This is a genomic window from Streptomyces sp. NPDC031132, assembly GCF_055570595.1.
The window spans coordinates 123,565-141,379 of record NZ_JBVIGX010000002.1 but is presented as its reverse complement, the minus strand read 5'-3'; the positions used below and the strand labels follow the sequence as shown (position 1 = coordinate 141,379).

Here is a 17,815-nt window from a genome sequence, read left to right as displayed (position 1 = left end):
CGGCCGTCTCGCCGGCCGCTGTTCCTGACGGAGCGTCAGATCGCTAGGGTGGGCGGTGTGAGCGAGCAGACGGAACAGACACAGAGCGGCGTCGTCATCGTCGGCGCCGGAATGGCCGGGGTGCAGACCGCGGTCGCGCTTCGGGAGCAGGGGTGGAGCGGCCCCCTGACCCTGCTGGGCGCCGAGCCCCACCAGCCGTACGACCGGCCCCCGCTGTCCAAGGCGGTGCTGCTCGGCAAGGCCGAGGACTCCGCCTTCGACGTGGACTTCGAGGGGCTGGGCATCGAGCTCCGGCTCGGGGTGGAGGTCACCGGGCTGCGGGCCGCCGAGCGCGAGCTGGACACCGAGGCGGGACCGGTCCCGTACGGGGTGCTCGTACTGGCGACCGGCGCCGAACCGCTGACCCTGCCCGGCTCCGAGGGCGTCCAGGGCGTGCACCTGCTGCGCACCCTGGACGACGCGGCCCGGCTGCGCCCGGTGCTGGCCCAGGCCCCGGCGACCGTGGTCGTCGGGGCGGGCTGGATCGGCGCCGAGTTCGCCACCGCGGCGCGCGAGGCGGGCTGCGCGGTGACCGTGGTCGAAGCGGCGGACCGGGTGCTGGCCGGGGCGCTGCCGGCGGAGGTCGCCGCCCCCATGGCCCGCTGGTACGAGGAGGCCGGGGCCGCCCTGCTCACCGGAGCCAAGGTGGCCTCGGTGGAGTCCGGGCGCGTCCTGCTCGCGGACGGCCGGGAGCTGCCGGCGGGCGCGGTGGTCGTGGGCATCGGGGCCCGGCCGGCGACCCGGTGGCTGGCGGACTCGGGGGTCGAGCTGGGGCCGGACGGCTCGGTCACGGCGGACGCGTACCTGCGGACCTCCCTGCCCGGGGTGTACGCGGTCGGCGACTGCGCGTCGTTCCCTTCGGCGCGCTACGGGGCGCGGCTGCTGGTGCACCACTGGGACAACGCCCTCCAGGGGCCGCGCGTGGTCGCGGCGAACATCGTGGCGGGGGCTCCGGCGCAGGTCTACGACCCGGTGCCGTACTTCTGGTCCGAGCAGTTCGGGCGCTTCGTGCAGTACGCGGGGCACCACGCGGGGGCGGACGAGCTGATGTGGCGCGGGGACCCCCAAGAGGCGGCGTGGTCGGTGTGCTGGCTCCGGGCCGGGGCCCTGGTCGCGGTCCTGGCGGTGGGCCGGCCGCGGGACCTGGCGCAGGGCCGGAAACTGATCGAGACGGGCGCCGCCGTGGACCCCGCCAAGGTCTCCGACCCCGCGACCCCGTTGAAATCGGCGCTGGTCTGAGGCGGTGTCCCGTGGGTCGGGCCGGCTCCGGACGCCGCGAGGCCGGCATGATCCACAACACACCCCCTGGAGGGGGCGCAGACCCGGACGGGTCGGCTCGGGTACCGGGTGTCGGTCCGAGGTGGCAGGCTTGTGCTCGTGACCGAGATTGACGCAAAGATCGATGCCCTTGTCCCCGCCTGGCTGTACCTCCCCGACATCGCGGAGATGCTCGACATCGAAGTGACCCGGGTCCGCCAGCTGGTCAAGGAAGGTCAGCTGATCGCCGTACGCCGCGGTGAGAACCGCGCGCTGCAGGTGCCCGCCGCCTTCATCGACGGCGACAAGACCGTCAAGGGCCTCGCGGGCCTGCTGACCGTGCTCCGCGACGACGGCTTCTCCGACGAGGAGATGCTGGAGTGGCTCTTCACCGCCGACCCGACCCTGCCCGGCACCCCCGTACAGGCGCTGAGCGAGAATCGCGGCACGGAGGTGAAGCGCCGCGCTCAGGCGCTCGCCCTCTGACCCGAGCGACCCGAGCCACCTGATCCATCCGCGGTGCACGGGCCCTGGACGGCCCGTGCACCGCTTCCACCCCGGGGGGTACCCATGTCCGCGAACGCCCAGCTGTCCGACGCCCGGCTCTACCTGTGCACGGACGCCCGCAAGCGGCAGGGGGACCTCCCCGAGTTCCTCGACGCGGTCCTGGCCGGGGGTGTGGACATCGTCCAGCTCCGGGACAAGGGCATGGAGGCCGGCGAGGAGCTCGAGCACCTCCGGATCTTCGCCGAGGCCGCCCGCCGGCACGGCAGGCTCCTCGCGGTGAACGACCGCGCCGACGTCGCCCACGCCATCGGCTCCGACGTCCTGCACCTGGGTCAGGGCGACATCCCGGTGCCCGCCGCCCGCGCGGTCCTCGGCGACGGGGTGCTCATCGGCCGGTCCTGCCACGCCGAGTCCGAGGTCGACGCCGCCGTCGCCGAGCCGGGCGTGGACTACTTCTGCACCGGCCCCTGCTGGCCCACCCCCACCAAGCCCGGCCGGTACGCCCCCGGCCTCGGGCTCGTCCGGTACGCGGCCTCGCTGGCGCAGGCCCGCCCCTGGTTCGCCATCGGCGGCATCGACGCCGGCAACCTCGACGAGGTCCTCGACGCCGGAGCCACCCGCATCGTGGTCGTCCGCGCCCTGACCGAGGCCTCCGACCCGGGTGCGGCCGCCGCCGACCTGGCCAAGCGGGTCCGCGAGCGCGTTTCCTCCTGAGCCTTCACCGGTCTCCCGTGCAGGTGTCCAAAAACGTGTCCAAAAGGCGGACACGGCTTCGGTGACCGCGACCCCGCGTCTAACCTGCCCGTATGGCCCTTGGTACCGCTTCCACCCGTACGGACCGTGCACGCACGGTCCGTGACCTGATGGCGTCCGGGAGCCCGTCGTACTCCTTCGAGTTCTGGGCCCCCAAGACGGAGAAGGGCGAGCGCAATCTCTGGAACGCGCTGCGCCGGATCGAGGCGGTGGGCCCGAGCTTCGTCTCCGTGACCTACGGGGCGGGCGGTTCCACCCGAGGCGGCACCGTCAAGGCCACCCAGCAGATCGCCGCCGACACCACCCTCACCCCCGTCGCGCACCTCACCGCGGTCGACCACTCCATCGCCGAGCTGCGCAATGTGATCGGCCAGTTCGCCGACGCCGGCATCCGCAACATGCTCGCCGTGCGCGGCGATCCGCCGGGCGACCCCATGGGTCCGTGGGTGGCGCACCCCGAGGGCGTGCACTACGCGGCCGACCTCGTCCGACTGCTCAAGGAGTCCGGCGACTTCTGCGTGGGCGTCGCGGCCTTCCCCGAGATGCACCCGCGCTCGGCGGACTGGGACACGGACATCCGTCACTTCGTGGACAAGTGCCGCGCCGGCGCCGACTATGCAATCACCCAGATGTTCTTCGATCCGGAGAATTATCTGCGGCTGCGCGACAGCGCCGAGAAGGCGGGCTGCGAGACCCCGATCATCCCCGAGGTCATGCCTGTTGTGGGCATCAAACAGCTCGACCGGTTGCCACAACTCAGCAACGCAGTCTTCCCCGCAGCCGTGAAAGAGCGCATGCTCGCCGTCAAGGACGATCCAGCCGCTGTACGCTCCATTGGGATCGAGTTCGCCACGGAGTTCTGCGCGCGGCTGCTGTCCGAGGGTGTCCCGGGGCTGCACTTCATCACGCTGAACAATTCCACGGCGACTCTCGAGATCTACGAGAACCTGGGCCTGCACCAGCGGGCCTGATCGGCCGGCTCCCGTTTTCCTGGGCGGGGCGGCCGTACCGAGAGGTGCCACGCATGGGAATGACGGTCCTCTACATCGCGTTCGGTTTCGTCGCGCTGTGGCTGCTTGCCGAGGTCCTGATGCAGTACAAGGCCCGGCTGCGCTGGCGCCTGCTCGCGTTCGCCGGGTTCCTCGGTGTGGTCGCCGGAGTCGTGTTGCCCTCGGTGCTCGTCATCGGCGTCGGCGCGGCCGCGTTCGCCGTGGGCCAGACCCTGGTGACGCTCTCCTTCCGCAAGGGCTTCGAGGCCGGCTGGGCGCTGCGCCGGGGCGGCGAGCCCGTACGGAAGACCCGGCGCCGCCGGGCGGGCGGTCCGCGCCCCGAGCCCGCGCTGCAGGTGACCGGGCTGGAGTACGGGTCCGACGGGACGGCCGGGGACGCCGACGGCGCCGACACGTCCGACGCGTCCGGCAAGGAGCGGCCGGAGGCGCAGTTCCAGGCGGCGACCGAGGAGTTCTACAGCCCGGAGCCGCTGCCCGAGGACACCGGGTCGTACGGGATACAGAGCTTCGCGCCCACTGCCGACGCGGGCCAGACGGCGGCGTTCGCCTCGCCGTTCTCCACGGCCGAGCAGGACGCCCACCAGTACGCGCCGTACTACGACGCGCAGTCCTACGAGCCGCAGACCCAGGGCGGCTACGACTACTCCACGGGCTATCCGGCCGGCGGCGAACAGCAGGTCTACGCCGCCTACTCGGACCCGTACATCGGCACCGGCGGGGCCGTCATCCCGCAACAGCCGTACGACTACACCCCGTACGCCGGCTACTCCGCCGACCCGTACGCGAGCGCGGGCGGCCAGCAGCAGTACTCCATGGACACCCCGCCGGGCGGGGTGTGGGTGCCGCAGCAGCGGTCCACCGACGGGGCCGCCCACCCCTACCCGGGGGACGACCAGCAGCCGTACCCGCAGCAGCAGCCGCAGCAGCCGCAGGAGTACCCGTACCAGGGCTCCGGCGAGTACGAGCAGTACCGCTACTGAGGCCGTGCGGCCGAGGAGGCCGTGAAGCAGGGCGTGCGCCCCCGGGGACCGTTCCCCGGGGGCGTCCGTGTCACTGGGAGCCGCGGAACTCCGCGCCCTCCACGATGAGTCCGGCCACCAGGGCCCCGGTCATCCCGGCGTGCGCGAGCCCGCCGCCGGGATGCGCCCAGCCGCCCGCGAGGAACAGCCCCGGCAGCGCCGTGGTGTTGGCGGGGTAGAGCATCCGGCCGCCGGCTCCCGCGAGGGCGGGCGGCGGCACCGCGCCGCCCTGCGCGCCGGTGACGGCCTCGATGTCCGCGGGCGTACGCGTCTGCGTCCACAGCAGCCGCTCGCGCAGCCCGGGCACGGCCCGGGCGGCCAGGTCCAGCAACTCCTCCTCGCGGGGCGCAGAGGCGCCTTCAGGGCCGCAGACGGCGCTCACCGTGACCGCCTCGTGGTCCGCGTCGGGCCGTACGGCGGGGTCGTCGGGACGCAGCACCGTCAGCTGGGCGCCGGGGGAGTGGACCAGGGTGCGGTGGACGGCGTCCGCGGGGCGGGCGCCGCGCAGCGCGAGCAGCAGGGTCAGCCGGCTGGCCACGCCCGGCCCGCGGGCCGGGGCGCCGCCGGCCGGCAGCGGGGTCCCCAGCTGCCGCGGGTCGACCCCGCAGACCACGAGGTCGGCCGCTGCCTCGGAGCCGTCGGCCAGCAGCAGCCCGGCCGCCCGGCCGTCCCGCTCCAGGACCTCCCGTACCGGCGCATCGAAGACGAAGGCGACCTTCCGCTCACGGCAGCGCTCGTACACGGCGGTGGCCAGCTCCCGCATCCCGCCGCGCACGTACCAGCTGCCGAAGGTCTGCTCCATGTACGGGAGCACGGCCGCCGCGGAGGGCGCGGTGGCGGGGTCGATCCCGTACGCCCGCACCCGGGCTGCCAGCAGTTCGCCGAGCTCCCCGCCCAGCTCGCGCCCGGCCACCTCGGCGAGGGTCGGCGGGCGCCGGCGCAGCAGGCCGCTCCCCCGCAGCGCGGGGTACGGATCGCCGCCCAGCACCTGCCAGTCGGGGCGCAGCGGCTCCTCCAGCAGGGGGCGGCGGGTGGCGTTCCAGGCGTCCCGGGCGCGGCCCAGGACGCCGTTCCAGCGCTCGCCCGCGCCCGCGCCGAAGGTCTGGTCGAGGACGGTAGCGGCCCCGCCGCGCGAGCCGCCCGGGAGGGTCACGGCCGTCCCGTCGGCCAGGACGTGCCGGACGGCGGGGTCGACCTGGACGAGCCCGACGCAGTCCTCCAGGGGGCGCTTGCCGGTCTTGACGAACAGGTCGCGGTAGACGGCGGGCAGGTGCAGCAGCCCGGGCCCGGTGTCGAAGACGAAGCCGTCGCGCTCGTACCGGCCGACGGAGCCGCCGTAGGTGGACCCGCGCTCGTACACCGTCACCTGGTGCCCCGCCACGGCCAGCCGGGCCGCCGTAGCCATCGCGCCCATGCCGGCGCCGATCACCGCAATTCGTGCCATGCGGATGACCCTATCGAGCGGGATCGTGGGAGGTCAGCGGGGTGGCACCACGGCCCGGGCGGCCGCCTCGCGCTCCTCTGCGGCGAGTCTCTTCTCCTCGCGGCGCTGGGCCCGGCGGCGCAGGAAGCGGCGGATCCGGGTCCACAGGAACACGAGTATCGCCAGACCGGCGGCCAGCAGGACGGCAGCGATGATCGCGGCGGCCTGAGGGTTGAACATCGCGAAGGTGACGATGCCCGCGACGCCCAGGTCCTCGGCGGTGCTCAGCGCGATGTTGCTGAACGGCTCCGGCGAGGTGTTGACGGCCATGCGCGTTCCGGCCTTGACGAAATGGCTGGCCAGCGCGGTGGAGCCGCCGATCGCCCCGGCTGCGATGTCGGAGAGCGAGCCGCTCTGGCCGGCGAGCAGGGCGCCGACCACGGCCCCGGCCACCGGCCGGATCAGGGTGTGCACCGTGTCCCAGACCGAGTCCACGTACGGGATCTTGTCCGCGACGGCCTCGCAGAGGAACAGCACGCCGGCGACGATGAGCACGTCGGTGCGCTGGAGGGACTCGGGGACCTCGTCGGTCAGTCCGGTCGCGCCGAAGATGCCGAGCAGGAGGACCACGGCGTAGGCGTTGATCCCGCTGGCCCAGCCGCTGGTGAAGACCAGGGGGAGCACACTCACCGGGTCATCATGCCGCAGGTTCGCGCCGCGGGAGGGGCGATCCGGCACTCAGGCCGATCGCGCGGATCGGCGCGGCAGAGCGGTGAGGGGACGGCCGCCGTGTGGCGGCCGTCCCCTCACCCGTGTCTGCTGGGGGCCTACTGCCCCTGCTCGTCGCGGCGGCGCTGCCACCGCTCCTCGATGCGGGTCATCATCGACCGACGCTGTCGGTTGCGGCCGTGGGCCGAACCGCCTGCACTGCCGGAGACGGGCTGCTCGCCAGGCTTGGGTGCCTTGCGCCAACCGGTGACCACGAGGACCGTACAGCCGAGCATGACGAGGAATCCCACCACGCTGACCCAGAGTACGTTCGGAATGATCACACCGGTCATGAGGAGCGCGATACCCACCACAATGCCTGCGACTGCCTGGTAGACCCGTCGCCGGGTGTACGTACGCAGTCCGCTTCCCTCAAGCGCTGTCGCGAACTTGGGATCTTCGGCGTACAGCGCTCGCTCCATCTGCTCGAGCATTCGCTGCTCGTGCTCCGAGAGCGGCACGGGAGTCCTCCTCATCCGTCGGTCGCGGGGGGTAGCGACCAGGGGTCCCCTTCAGGATAGGCGGGGAATCGCCCCCGTGATACCCGCCCTCTACGCGAGGTTCCAAACGCTGCCCGGAGAAGGCGCCGCCCGGAAAGACGCCGCCTGAGCAAAACCCTGCGTGAAACCGTACCGCCGGGTGGGCGGTCACTGAGGCGCTTATTCCCCAACGGCCCGTCCACCATGCCGGTCACTGCGCACGATCATACGGGGCCGATCGCCGGATCGGAGGGTGTCCGGCGCACTCCGTGAGCGGAAGCTGCGCAGATCAGGCGTGCTTCTCGCCCAAGACGTGCAGTTGCGTCGCGACGGCGTGGAAGGCAGGCAGCTCGGCGGCGGCCTCCTCCAGGCGCAGCAGCGCCTCGACCGCACCCGGCTCGGTGTCCACCAGGACGCCGGGGACGAGGTCGGCGAAGACGCGGACCCCGTGCACCGCGCCGACCTCCAGGCCGGCTCCACCGACCAGCTCGGTGAGCTGCTCGGCGGTGAAGCGGCGCGGTACCGGGTCGCCCGCGCCCCAGCGGCCGGCCGGGTCGGTGAGCGCCGTACGGGCCTCGGTGAAGTGGCCGGCGAGGGCGCGGGCCAGCACGGCCCCGCCGAGGCCGGCGCCCAGCAGGCTGAGCGTGCCGCCGGGGCGCAGGGCGGCGACCGCGTTGGCCACTCCCTCGGCCGGGTCGTCCACGTACTCGAGCACGCCGTGGCAGAGCACCACGTCGTACGCGTCGCGCTCGACGACGTCCAGCAGGCCCTGGGCATCGCCCTGCACACCGCGCACCAGGTCGGCGACACCGGCCTCGGCGACGCGGCGCTCCAGCCCGAACAGCGCGTTCGGGCTGGGGTCGACCACGGTCACCCGGTGGCCCAGCCGGGCCACCGGCACGGCGAACTTGCCGGTGCCGCCGCCGGTGTCCAGCACGTCCAGCACATCCCGCCCGGTCGCCTTCACCCGGCGGTCGAGCGCCTCCTTGAGGACCTCCCACACCACGGCGGTGCGGAGGGAGGCACGGGGGCGGGAAGTGTCCGACACGGCTGATGGCTCCTCGGCGCGACAAGGGTGAGAGATGCGAACCCCACCCTATTGCCTGGAGCATGCCCCGCCGGTCACCGCGGCCGGCTCAGCTCGCGTCCGCAGACTCCGGGCGCTCCGGCCGGGGCTGAGGCAGCGTCGGAGCCACCGGCTGGAGGGCGAGCATCCGCTCCACCAGCCGCAGGAACATCGCCACGGCACGCACCAGATCGTCCGCGTCCCGGACCGACGCCGCATCCCGTATCCCCGCCTCGGCCCGCGCCCGGCGGTCGGCGCCGGAGGCGAACAGCGCGCTCCACTCGGTCAGCTCCGGCGCTATCTCCGGCAGGACCTCCCACGCGCTGCGGATCCGGGGCCGGCGCCGCGCGCCGACCGGCTCCGGCCGCCCGCGCGCGGCGAGCACGGCCGCGGCGGTGCGCAGCGCGGCGAGGTGGGCGGTGGCGTACCGCTCGTTGGGCCGGGACAGCCGGGCGGCCTCGGCCAGGCCGGCGCGGGCCTTGGCGAGCAGATCGAGCGCGGCCGGCGGTGCTGCCGACCTGCGCGGGACGGGGTGGACAGGGGACGGGGACGGTGTGGCCATGACGAACCTCCTGTCGTTGCGTACTGCTGTGTCTGTGTTTGTGCCTGCATCCATCGTGACGGGCACCACTGACAATCGCCCTGACCTGCTGGTTTGCCCCCTCTGTCCGCTCAACTGCCCCCCTGTGGGCATGTGGTGCACATGAAGGTGTTAAATTTGTACTGACCGGTCAGTCTAAAAGAAGGGGGGACGGCGTGGACAGCCCGCACGGTGCGGCAGTCAAAGCCGAGAACTTCGGACTCAAGGGCCCGCGCGGCTGGGTGTTCCGGGGAGTGGGCCTCGATGCGGAGCCCGGCTCGCTCATCGCGGTCGAAGGCCCCTCCGGCAGCGGCCGGACCTGCCTGCTCCTCGCCCTCACCGGACGCATGAAGGCCACCGAGGGGCACGCCGAGATCGCCGGCCACCGACTGCCGAAGCACATGACCGCGGTCCGCCGGATCGCCGCCCTCGGCCCGGTCACCGGGGTCAACGAGCTCGACCAGTCCCTCACCGTCGCCGAGCAGCTGCGCGAGGGCGCGCTGCTCCAGCGCCGTTACGAGGGCCCCGTGCGCGCCCTGCTCCGCCCGCGCGGCGAGCGCCGCGCCGGCACCCGGGCCCGGATCGACGCCGCCCTGGCCGCCGCCGGGCTGGACCTGGCCAGGCTGCCCAAGGGCCCGCGCACCTCCGTACGGGACCTGGAGCGCCTGGAGGCGGTCCGGCTGTCCGTGGCCATCGCCCTGCTGGGCTCGCCGCGGCTGCTGGCCCTCGACGACCTGGACCTCAAGCTCTCGGACGCCGAACGCGCCGAGGCCTGGACCCTGCTCCGCTCCATCGCCGCCCGCGGGACCACCGTCCTCGCGGTGTGCAGCGACGCGCCGGACGACGTGACGGTCCTGCGCACGGGCACCACGCAGGCCGAACCCGAGGGCAAGGCCGAGGACAAGGCCGGGGACAAGGCCGAGGACAAGGCCGGGGACAAGGCCGGGGCGAAGCCCGCCACCAAGGCCACCGACGACGACACGAAGGGGGCGGACGATGCGCTCGCCGAAGCTCGCCGCGCTTGAGCTGAAGCGGTTCGGACGGGGGAAGCTGCCCGTGGCCGCCCTCATCGCGCTGCTCCTGCTGCCGCTGCTGTACGGCGCGCTGTACCTGTGCTCCTTCTGGGACCCGTACGACAACCTGGACAAGGTGCCCGTCGCCCTCGTCAACGCAGACAAGGGCGCCACCGTCGACGGCAAGCACGTGGACGCCGGCGACGAGATCGCCAAGAAGCTGCACGACAGCAAGACCTTCGACTGGCGCGAAGTCAGCGCCGAAGAAGCGGCCGAGGGCGTGGAGAAGGGGACGTACTACCTCTCCCTCACCATGCCCGCCGACTTCAGCACGAAGATCACCTCCAGTGCGGGTGACGACCCCACCACCAGCGCCCTGCAGGTCCGTACGAACGACGCGAACAACTACATCGTCGGGTCGATCTCGCGCACCGTCTTCTCCGAGGTCCGCTCCGCGGCGTCCACCAACGCCTCCCGCGGCTTCCTCGACAAGATCTTCGTCTCCTTCTCCGACCTCCACGACAAGACCGCCGAGGCCGCCGACGGAGCCGACCAGCTCAAGGACGGAGCCGGCAAGGCCCAGCAGGGGGCCAAGGAGCTCGCCGACGGACTGGACACGGCGAAGGAGAAGAACGGCGAGCTGACCGGCGGGCTGACGAAGCTCAACACGGCCGCGGGCAAGCTGGAGACCGGTACGAAGGACATCGCCGCCGGCACCCAGCAGGTAGCGGACAAGATCAACGGCACCGCCTCCCAGGTCCGCCCCTACCTGGACAACCCCAAGCAGCTCGCCGACACCGCGCTGCTCGTCGCGGACACCGCCCGGGTCGTCAACGACCACCTCGAGACCTTCAGCAAGAAGGCGCCCGCCGCAGCCAAGGTCAGCAAGCAGGCCGCCGACCTGGCCGCCGACACGTACACCCGCACCTGCACGGGCGCCGCCGCCAAGCCCCTTCCGGTCACCTGCGCCGACATGAAGAGGCTGAAGGACCTCACCGCCGGGGCCGCCCAGCTCACCGGAGACGTCGACACCCTGGTCAAGGACTCGGGCGGCGATCTGGCCGACCTGCGCAAGCAGCTCACCGACCTGGAGAAGCAGGCCCGCAAGCTCGCCGCGGGTGCCCCCTCCCTCTCCGGCAGGCTCGACCAGGCCGTCGCCGACGCCAACGCCCTCAACACCGGCGCCCACAAGGTCGCCACCGGCATGACCCAGCTCCACACCGGCCTGGGCAAGGCCGCCGACGGCTCCGAGGCCCTCGGGGAGGGCGTCGGCAAGCTCGGCGACGGGGCCCACCGCCTCGACGGCGGCATGTACAAGCTCGTCGACGGCACCGGCGAACTCGCCGGCGGCCTGCACGACGGAGTCGGCAAGATCCCGGACTACGACCAGCAGCAGCGCGACGCCCGCACCCAGGTCATGGCCGACCCGGTGAAGCTCGCCAACCAGTCCCTGCACAAGGCGCCCAACTACGGCACCGGCTTCGCGCCGTACTTCATCCCGCTGTCCCTCTGGGTCGGCGCGATGGTCGCGTACATGCTCATCGCCCCGCTGAACCGGCGCGCCCTGGCCGCCGGCGCCTCGCCCTGGCGGATCGCCTTCGCCGGGTGGTTGCCCGTGGTGGGCATCGGCGTCCTGCAGGTGCTCGCGCTGATGTCCGTACTCCACTGGGCCCTCGGCCTGGAGATGGCACACCCCGCCCTGGCCATCGGCTTCCTCGCGCTGGCCACCGGCTGCTTCGCGGCGATGGTCCAGTGGCTCAACGCGAAGTTCGGGGCGGCCGGGCGCATCCTGGTCCTCGTGGTGCTGATGCTGCAGCTCACCTCGGCGGGCGGCACCTACCCCGTTGAGACCAGTCCCGCGTTCTTCAACTGGATCCACCCGTACCTGCCGATGACGTACATCGTCGAGGGACTGCGCCGCCTCATCTCCGGCGGCGACCTCACCCGGGTCTGGGTGGGCTGCGCGGTCCTGGTGGCCTTCACGGCGGGCTCCCTGCTCCTCACCACGCTGGCCGCCCGCGGCAAGCAGGTGTGGACGATGGACCGGCTGCACCCGGAACTGAGCCTGTAGAGATCGGTTGACCTGTGAGAATCAGCGCCATGGACACCAGCAGCACCCGTACCGCCGGCAGCCGCCGGCAGGCGACGCGCCAGAAGCTCTACGAGGCGGCCGTCACGCTCATCGCCGAACAGGGATTCTCCGCGACCACGGTCGACGAGATCGCCGAGCGGGCGGGCGTCGCGAAGGGCACCGTCTACTACAACTTCGCGAGCAAGAACGAACTCTTCGAGGAGCTGCTGCGGCACGGCGTCGGCCTGCTGACGGCCTCGCTGCGCACCGCGGCCGAGGAGACGGAGCAGCGCGGCGGCAGCCGGGTCGAGGCGCTCGACGCGATGATCCGGGCCGGCCTCGTCTTCATCGACCGGTACCCGGCCTTCACCCAGCTGTACGTCGCCGAACTGTGGCGGACGAACCGGGCGTGGCAGTCCACGCTGATGGTGGTCCGGCAGGAGGCGGTGGCCGTCGTGGAGACGGTGCTGCGGGAGGGTGTGGAGCGGGGGGAGCTCAGCGCGGAGATCGACGTGCCGCTGACTGCTGCCGCGATGGTGGGCATGGTGCTGGTGGCTGCGCTGGACTGGCAGTCGTTCCAGAGCGAGCGGTCGCTGGACGACGTCCACTCGGCGCTGTCGCTGCTGCTGCGGGGCCGGGTCAGCGGAAACCGCTGACGGCGCGGGGCGGGCGGGGGTCTGATGCCCCCCGATCGGCGGTGCCGTGGTGGGGCGGGACGGCGTAGAACTGGTGGCGCCGGCGCCGCCTGAGTACGTGTACCTAGGTGCGGAAATGAGTACGCGGGCGGATGGGCCCCCACCTGCGCGGACGCCAGACTGGGGACAACGGACGGGGACCCGGCCCGGACCGCCGACACGGGGCGGCCGGTGCGGGCCGGGTACCTTCGCCGTGAGCGGGGGCGCAACGCAGCGCGGCGGGGCTCGGGGGGATCGAGCCTCGCCGCGCTGTCGCCGTTGCGGGGGCGCCGCACCCTAGGGGGCGTCTTTCGGATCATGCCGGGCGATCCGAAAGACAGGCCCTAGCCGCGGCTCCGGAGGGGGAGGCGGGAGAGGAGGGTCGTGGCTCGGGCCAGCGGGGGTGCCGTGCGGGCCTTGAGGGCCGACCAGCGGGCCGACGCCGACCAGCGGAGGCGGATCGCCGAGCGGGGGAGGAGCAGCGCGCGCAGCCGCGACCCGCGGCTCACCGAGCCGAGGAGGGCCGCGCGGGCCAGCAGGACGTCCGCCGCCAGGGTCTCGTACGAGACGTCCGCGCCGGGCGGGGCGTACAGTGCCCGCTCCACCGCCCCCGCAACCCGGTGCACCGCATCCGCCGCGTCCCGCTCCAGCCGGCCCAGTACCACCACACGGCCCGCCGCGCGCCGCGGCGACAGCGCCTCGTCCGGGGCGATGCCCACGTCCCAGGCCGCGTCGCCCAGCTCCTGCCAGGCCGGCAGCACCGCCCCGCCCGACAGTCGGCGTGCACGGACCCGCCGGCGCCACAGCAGGGGCAGCAGGGGAAGGGCCAGTACGACCCCCAGCGACAGGGTCCACGTCAGGACCGTGGCCAGCGACGGGCCGCTGCCGCCCGAACCCGCGTTCTGCTGCGCCGCCGCAGCCCCGCACTCACCCAGCTTCCTCAGCTCCGGCGGGCAGTCCTCGGCCTTCGACGGCGCCGCCGACGGCTGCGCCGCACCCTGCGAGGGCAGCGGCGCCGGCGCGGACGGCTGGGCCGCCGGGGCCTCGGCCCGGGAGTAGTCCGGGATCGTGATGCCCTGGCGCGGCGTCGGCTCGAACCGGGTCCAGCCCACGCCCTCGAAGTAGAGCTCGGGCCACGCGTGCGCGTCCCGCATCGACACGTTCACGCTGCCGTCGGACTGCTTCTCGCCGGGCGTGAACCCCACCGCCACCCGCGCCGGGATCCCGAGCGAGCGCGACATCGCCGCCATCGAGAACGCGAAGTGGATGCAGAACCCCTCCTTGTCCGCGAGGAACCGGGCGATGGCCTGCGGCCCCGTACCCGAGGCCACCTTCGTGTCGTAGCGGAATCCACCGTTCACGGCGAAGTAGTCCTGCAGCTTCACCGCCCGCGTGTAGTCGTCCTTCGCGCCCTTGGTGACCTGGCGGGCCGTATCGGCGACGACGGCAGGCAGATTGTCCGGAAGCTTCGTGTACTCGGCCTTGATCGCCGGATTCGCCTCCGGCGCCGCCTGCAGCTCCACCGCCGTCGGCCGCAGCAGCAGGCTGCGCACCGTGTACATGGCGCCCTGGACGTTCTGGAACTTGTCCTTGCCCAGCTGGTCCCCGACCAGGGTCCGGCCGACCGGCTCGAACCGCCACTTGCCGGGGATGTCCACGCCCGTCGCCGGGTACGGCATCGGCAGGTAGCGCTGCGCGTACGTGTCCGCCGCCGAGATGCTCGTCCGTATCTCGGTCCCGGTCGCCCGGACCTGCTCGCTCAGCCCCGGCGGGGCCGGCAGCCGCTCCGGCACGTCGGTCAGGGCGCGCCCGGAGGCCTCCCACTTGACGCCGTTGAACTCGTCCAGTGCCAGGATCCGCAGGTACTGCTCGCCGAGCTGCGGGCTGTCCGTGCGGTACTTCAGCACGACCCGGTTGTCCTGCGCGTTCAGGCTGCCCTGCAGGGAGACCAGCGGGTTGACCGCCGAGATCGTCCCGCCGACGCCGGAGCCGCCGCCCTCGGCCTCGCCCTGCGCGCCCAGCAGCCCGCCGCCGAGCGCGGGCAGCGCCGCCGGCACCGCCAGGGCGATCCCCAGCGCCACCGCGCCGATCCGCCGCCCCGTGCGTACGGGGGCCAGCGCCTGGCCCGTGCCCGCGCCGCCGCCCCCGTACCCCGAGGCCGCCGACACCCGCCCGCTCGGGGCCCCGCCGAAGACCCGGCCCCACTGCGCGAGCCGGTCGCGGCCCTCGGCCAGCAGCAGCAACAGGTAGCCGCAGCCCGCCAGCAGGAAGGAGACCGCGGAGGCCCCGGCGCCGCCGGAGAGACCCGCGGCGACCGAGTACAGCGCGAGCAGCGGCAGCCCGGCCGCCGCGGCGGTCCGCAGGGTCACCGCCAGCAGGTCCACCAGCAGCCCGATCAGCAGCACCCCGGCCAGCAGGAGCAGCCGGATGCCGTCCGTCAGCGGCGCCGGGATCGCGAACTCGCCCACGTCCAGGACGCCCCGCCGGAACAGGGCGCCGAAGTCCGTCACCAGGTAGGCCATCGGCCCGGACCCGGTGGATTCGCCCTTGCCCGCGAACAGGAACATCAGGACCAGCAGCGACACCAGCACCTGCGAGGCCGCGGTGAGCGTGCGCCCCAGCGGCACCCGCCGGGCCCCGGCCCCCACCCCGCTCTGCACGGCCAGCAGCACCGCTGCCTGCAGCAGCCAGCCCGCCGTGTCCACCAGCGAGGCCAGCGACCACGAGGTGAGCAGGGTCGCCAGCATCGCGAAGAGCGTCACGCGCGCTCGCCCGCTCATCCCCAACCTCCGGAAGTACCCGTGCCGAGCGGAACGTTCCCGGCCTGCCGCCACAGCTCCCCGAACGCCACCCCGGGCGGTGCGGCCAGCGCCGTCCAGCCCGCGTCGCGCAGCCTGCGCACCCGCGCCTCCACGCGCGAGGGCCGCCCGGACCAGAGCGCGGAGTCCAGTACGAAGGCCACCGCGCCGCCGCAGCGCACGCGCATCTTGGCCGCCAGTTCCGTCTGTACGTCGTCCAGGTCCCCGAAGAAGGCGATGAGGAGCCCGTCACCGCCGGCTCCGCCGAAGCCGCCGCCCGCGCCGCCGCTGCGCACCGCGTCGTACGCGCGCGAGAGGCCGGCGCCGTCGGAGTGCCCGACGACCGCGAGGGTGTCCATCATCAGCCCGGCCGCCTCCGCGGACTCCTGCCCGCCGGAAGAGAAGCCGCCGCCGTCTCCGGGCACCGAGGTCCCGGTGTCCGTCAGCAGCCGTACCGAGAACCCCTGTTCGAGCAGGTGCACCAGGGACGAGGCCGCCCCGGACACCGCCCACTCGAACGCGGAGTCCGGTCCGGCGCCCTCGAAGGCGATGCCGCGGGTGTCCAGCAGGACCGTTGCTTTGCTGCGCTGCGGCTGCTCCTCGCGGCGCACCATCAGCTCGCCGTAGCGGGCGGTGGAGCGCCAGTGCACCCGGCGCAGGTCGTCGCCGCGCCGGTAGCCGCGCGGGATCACGTCGTCGTCGCCGGCCAGGGCCAGCGAGCGGCGGCTGCCGTCGCCGTAGCCGGAGGTCTCGCCGGTCAGCCGGACCGGGGGCAGCACCTCGGTGCGCGGGATGACGGTGAGGGTGTCGTACGTACTGAACGAGCGGGTCAGCTCGACCAGCCCGAAGGGGTCGGTCAGCCGCAGCTGGAGCGGGCCCAGCGGGTAGCGGCCGCGCAGGTCGGAGCGGACCCGGTAGGACACCTCGCGGCGCCCGCCGGGCTCGACCCGGTCCAGGACGAAGCGGGGCCGGGGGCCAAGGACGTAGGGCACCCGGTCCTGGAGCATCAGCAATCCGGTGGGCAGCCGGGAGACGTTCTCCATGCGCAGCTGGACCCGGGCCTCGGAGCCCGCGGCCACCCGCATCGGGGTCAGCCGGCGGCTGCCGGAGACCCGGTGCCGGGTGCGGTGCAGGGCGAGGACGCAGACCAGCGGCAGCACGGCGAGCAGCAGCCCGACCCGGAGCAGTTCGCCCTGGCCGAGTACGTACGCGCACAGGGCGGCGGCGACCCCGGCGGCCAGGAAGGACCGGCCGCGGGTGGTCAGCCCCGCCAGCGAGGCGCGCAGGCCGCCGGACGCGCCCCGGCCTTCGCCGCCGGCGCCGCGCGGGGCACCGGCGCTCATCAGAAGCTCCGGATGCCCGCGCCGGGCGGCATCTCGCCGCGGACGTGCGCGGCGGGGACGGGGGTGCGCTGGAGGATGTCGTGGACGACCTGCTCGGCGGTGCGCCGGTTGAGCTGGGCCTGCGCGGTGGGCAGCAGACGGTGCGCGAGGACGGGGGCGGCCAGCGACTGCACGTCGTCGGGCAGCACGTACTCCCGGCCGGACAGGGCGGCCGAGGCCTTCACGGCGCGCAGCAGGTGGAGGGTGGCGCGGGGCGAGGCGCCCAGGCGCAGGTCCGGGTGGCTGCGGGTGGCGGCGACCAGGTCGACGACGTAGCGGCGGACGGGCTCGGCGACGTAGACCTCGCGCACGGCCTCTATCAGCTTGACGATGTCGTGGGCGTGCGCGACGGCCTGGAGGTCGTCGAGCGGGGAGATCCCGCCGTGCACGTCGAGCATCTGGAGCTCGGCCTCGGGGCTCGGGTAGCCGACGGAGACGCGGGCCATGAAGCGGTCGCGCTGGGCCTCGGGGAGGGGGTAGGTGCCCTCCATCTCCACCGGGTTCTGGGTGGCGACCACCATGAACGGGCTCGGCAGCGTGTAGGTCGTGCCGTCGATGGTGACCTGACGCTCTTCCATCGACTCCAGCAGCGCGGACTGCGTCTTCGGCGAGGCGCGGTTGATCTCGTCGCCGATGACGATCTGCGCGAAGATCGCGCCCGGCTTGAACTCGAACTCGCGGCGCTGCTGGTCGTAGATGCTGACACCGGTGATGTCGGAGGGCAGCAGGTCCGGCGTGAACTGGATGCGCTGCACCGAGCAGTCGATGGACTTCGCGAGCGTCTTGGCGAGCATGGTCTTGCCCACGCCCGGGACGTCCTCGATGAGCAGGTGCCCCTCGGCGAGCAGCACGGTCAGCGCGATGCGTACGACCTCGGGCTTGCCCTCGATCACGCTCTCGACCGAGCGGCGCACCCGCTCCGCGGTGCTCGTCAGATCCGCGAGACTCGCTCGGTCGTCATACGTCGTCACCTGGT

16 protein-coding genes are annotated in these 17,815 nt (G+C 73.4%); 8 read left to right on the top strand and 8 right to left on the bottom strand.

The annotated features are described in order from the left end of the window. Positions 1-57: 57 nt before the first annotated feature. The 5 genes from ACZ49B_RS03655 (at position 58) to ACZ49B_RS03635 (ending at position 4,546) form a co-directional block, all read left to right on the top strand. Positions 58-1,278 carry an NAD(P)/FAD-dependent oxidoreductase gene (locus tag ACZ49B_RS03655; RefSeq protein WP_468300067.1) on the top strand — a complete coding sequence of 407 codons (1,221 nt, stop codon included), beginning with the start codon at positions 58-60 and terminating at the stop codon, positions 1,276-1,278. Positions 1,279-1,416: 138 nt separating this feature from the next. Then, positions 1,417-1,782: an Rv2175c family DNA-binding protein gene (locus ACZ49B_RS03650; protein WP_030291860.1), complete on the top strand. Its 366-nt coding sequence runs from the start codon at positions 1,417-1,419 to the stop codon at positions 1,780-1,782. A gap of 84 nt (positions 1,783-1,866) precedes the next feature. Beyond that, entirely contained in the window at positions 1,867-2,517 is a 651-nt protein-coding gene (thiE, locus tag ACZ49B_RS03645; RefSeq protein ID WP_468300065.1) for a thiamine phosphate synthase, read from the top strand. Positions 2,518-2,609: 92 nt separating this feature from the next. Further along, entirely contained in the window at positions 2,610-3,527 is a 918-nt protein-coding gene (gene metF, locus ACZ49B_RS03640) for a methylenetetrahydrofolate reductase [NAD(P)H] (protein ID WP_468300063.1), read from the top strand. A gap of 53 nt (positions 3,528-3,580) precedes the next feature. Then, on the top strand, positions 3,581-4,546 hold the full coding sequence (locus ACZ49B_RS03635; RefSeq protein ID WP_468300061.1) for a hypothetical protein: 966 nt from the start codon (positions 3,581-3,583) through the stop codon (positions 4,544-4,546). Positions 4,547-4,616: 70 nt separating this feature from the next. Here ACZ49B_RS03635 and ACZ49B_RS03630 read toward each other — a convergent pair whose 3' ends face one another. From ACZ49B_RS03630 to ACZ49B_RS03610, 5 genes are all read right to left on the bottom strand, one after another. After that, positions 4,617-6,029, bottom strand: a complete 1,413-nt coding sequence (locus tag ACZ49B_RS03630; protein ID WP_468300059.1) for a phytoene desaturase family protein — start codon at positions 6,027-6,029, stop codon at positions 4,617-4,619. A gap of 33 nt (positions 6,030-6,062) precedes the next feature. Further along, a complete protein-coding gene (locus tag ACZ49B_RS03625) occupies positions 6,063-6,698 on the bottom strand; it encodes a DUF4126 domain-containing protein (RefSeq protein WP_468300057.1) in 636 nt (211 codons plus the stop codon). A gap of 137 nt (positions 6,699-6,835) precedes the next feature. Then, entirely contained in the window at positions 6,836-7,237 is a 402-nt protein-coding gene (locus ACZ49B_RS03620) for a DUF3040 domain-containing protein (RefSeq protein WP_030156028.1), read from the bottom strand. 307 nt (positions 7,238-7,544) lie between these two features. Beyond that, on the bottom strand, positions 7,545-8,303 hold the full coding sequence (locus ACZ49B_RS03615) for a class I SAM-dependent methyltransferase (protein ID WP_468300055.1): 759 nt from the start codon (positions 8,301-8,303) through the stop codon (positions 7,545-7,547). An 88-nt stretch (positions 8,304-8,391) separates the two neighbouring features. Next, positions 8,392-8,883 (bottom strand): SAV_6107 family HEPN domain-containing protein, encoded by a 492-nt coding sequence (locus ACZ49B_RS03610; protein ID WP_468300053.1) that lies wholly within the window; start codon positions 8,881-8,883, stop codon positions 8,392-8,394. Between the two features lie 194 nt (positions 8,884-9,077). Between ACZ49B_RS03610 and ACZ49B_RS03605 the strand changes: the two genes are divergently transcribed. From ACZ49B_RS03605 to ACZ49B_RS03595, 3 genes are read left to right on the top strand one after another with little or no spacing between them, the layout of a single operon-like run. Continuing rightward, positions 9,078-9,926, top strand: a complete 849-nt coding sequence (locus ACZ49B_RS03605) for an ATP-binding cassette domain-containing protein (protein ID WP_468300051.1) — start codon at positions 9,078-9,080, stop codon at positions 9,924-9,926. Continuing rightward, complete coding sequence (locus ACZ49B_RS03600; protein ID WP_468300049.1) at positions 9,898-11,985, top strand: YhgE/Pip family protein; 2,088 nt, start codon at positions 9,898-9,900, stop codon at positions 11,983-11,985. The genes ACZ49B_RS03605 and ACZ49B_RS03600 overlap by 29 nt, the downstream gene beginning before the upstream one ends. Before the next feature lie 29 nt (positions 11,986-12,014). Then, on the top strand, positions 12,015-12,641 hold the full coding sequence (locus ACZ49B_RS03595) for a TetR/AcrR family transcriptional regulator (protein ID WP_468300047.1): 627 nt from the start codon (positions 12,015-12,017) through the stop codon (positions 12,639-12,641). Between the two features lie 362 nt (positions 12,642-13,003). Here ACZ49B_RS03595 and ACZ49B_RS03590 read toward each other — a convergent pair whose 3' ends face one another. The 3 genes from ACZ49B_RS03590 to ACZ49B_RS03580 are packed head-to-tail and all read right to left on the bottom strand — an operon-like array spanning position 13,004 to position 17,810. After that, entirely contained in the window at positions 13,004-15,439 is a 2,436-nt protein-coding gene (locus tag ACZ49B_RS03590; RefSeq protein ID WP_468300045.1) for a transglutaminase TgpA family protein, read from the bottom strand. Then, positions 15,436-16,800, bottom strand: coding sequence for a DUF58 domain-containing protein (locus ACZ49B_RS03585; RefSeq protein ID WP_468300043.1), 1,365 nt, complete (start codon positions 16,798-16,800; stop codon positions 15,436-15,438). Before ACZ49B_RS03585 ends, ACZ49B_RS03590 begins: the two co-directional genes overlap by 4 nt. Continuing rightward, positions 16,800-17,810, bottom strand: coding sequence for an AAA family ATPase (locus ACZ49B_RS03580; protein ID WP_468300041.1), 1,011 nt, complete (start codon positions 17,808-17,810; stop codon positions 16,800-16,802). The genes ACZ49B_RS03585 and ACZ49B_RS03580 overlap by 1 nt, the downstream gene beginning before the upstream one ends. Positions 17,811-17,815: the final 5 nt, after the last annotated feature.

Excerpts from the sequence above, each read along its gene's own strand:
- thiE (WP_468300065.1), top strand. The coding sequence starts at position 1,867 with ATGTCCGCGAACGCCCAGCTGTCCGACGCCCGGCTCTACCTGTGCACG.
- metF (WP_468300063.1), top strand. The coding sequence starts at position 2,610 with ATGGCCCTTGGTACCGCTTCCACCCGTACGGACCGTGCACGCACGGTC.
- ACZ49B_RS03635 (WP_468300061.1), top strand. The coding sequence starts at position 3,581 with ATGGGAATGACGGTCCTCTACATCGCGTTCGGTTTCGTCGCGCTGTGG.
- ACZ49B_RS03630 (WP_468300059.1), bottom strand. The coding sequence starts at position 6,029 with ATGGCACGAATTGCGGTGATCGGCGCCGGCATGGGCGCGATGGCTACG.
- ACZ49B_RS03610 (WP_468300053.1), bottom strand. The coding sequence starts at position 8,883 with ATGGCCACACCGTCCCCGTCCCCTGTCCACCCCGTCCCGCGCAGGTCG.
- ACZ49B_RS03600 (WP_468300049.1), top strand. The coding sequence starts at position 9,898 with ATGCGCTCGCCGAAGCTCGCCGCGCTTGAGCTGAAGCGGTTCGGACGG.
- ACZ49B_RS03595 (WP_468300047.1), top strand. The coding sequence starts at position 12,015 with ATGGACACCAGCAGCACCCGTACCGCCGGCAGCCGCCGGCAGGCGACG.
- ACZ49B_RS03590 (WP_468300045.1), bottom strand. The coding sequence starts at position 15,439 with ATGAGCGGGCGAGCGCGCGTGACGCTCTTCGCGATGCTGGCGACCCTG.
- ACZ49B_RS03585 (WP_468300043.1), bottom strand. The coding sequence starts at position 16,800 with ATGAGCGCCGGTGCCCCGCGCGGCGCCGGCGGCGAAGGCCGGGGCGCG.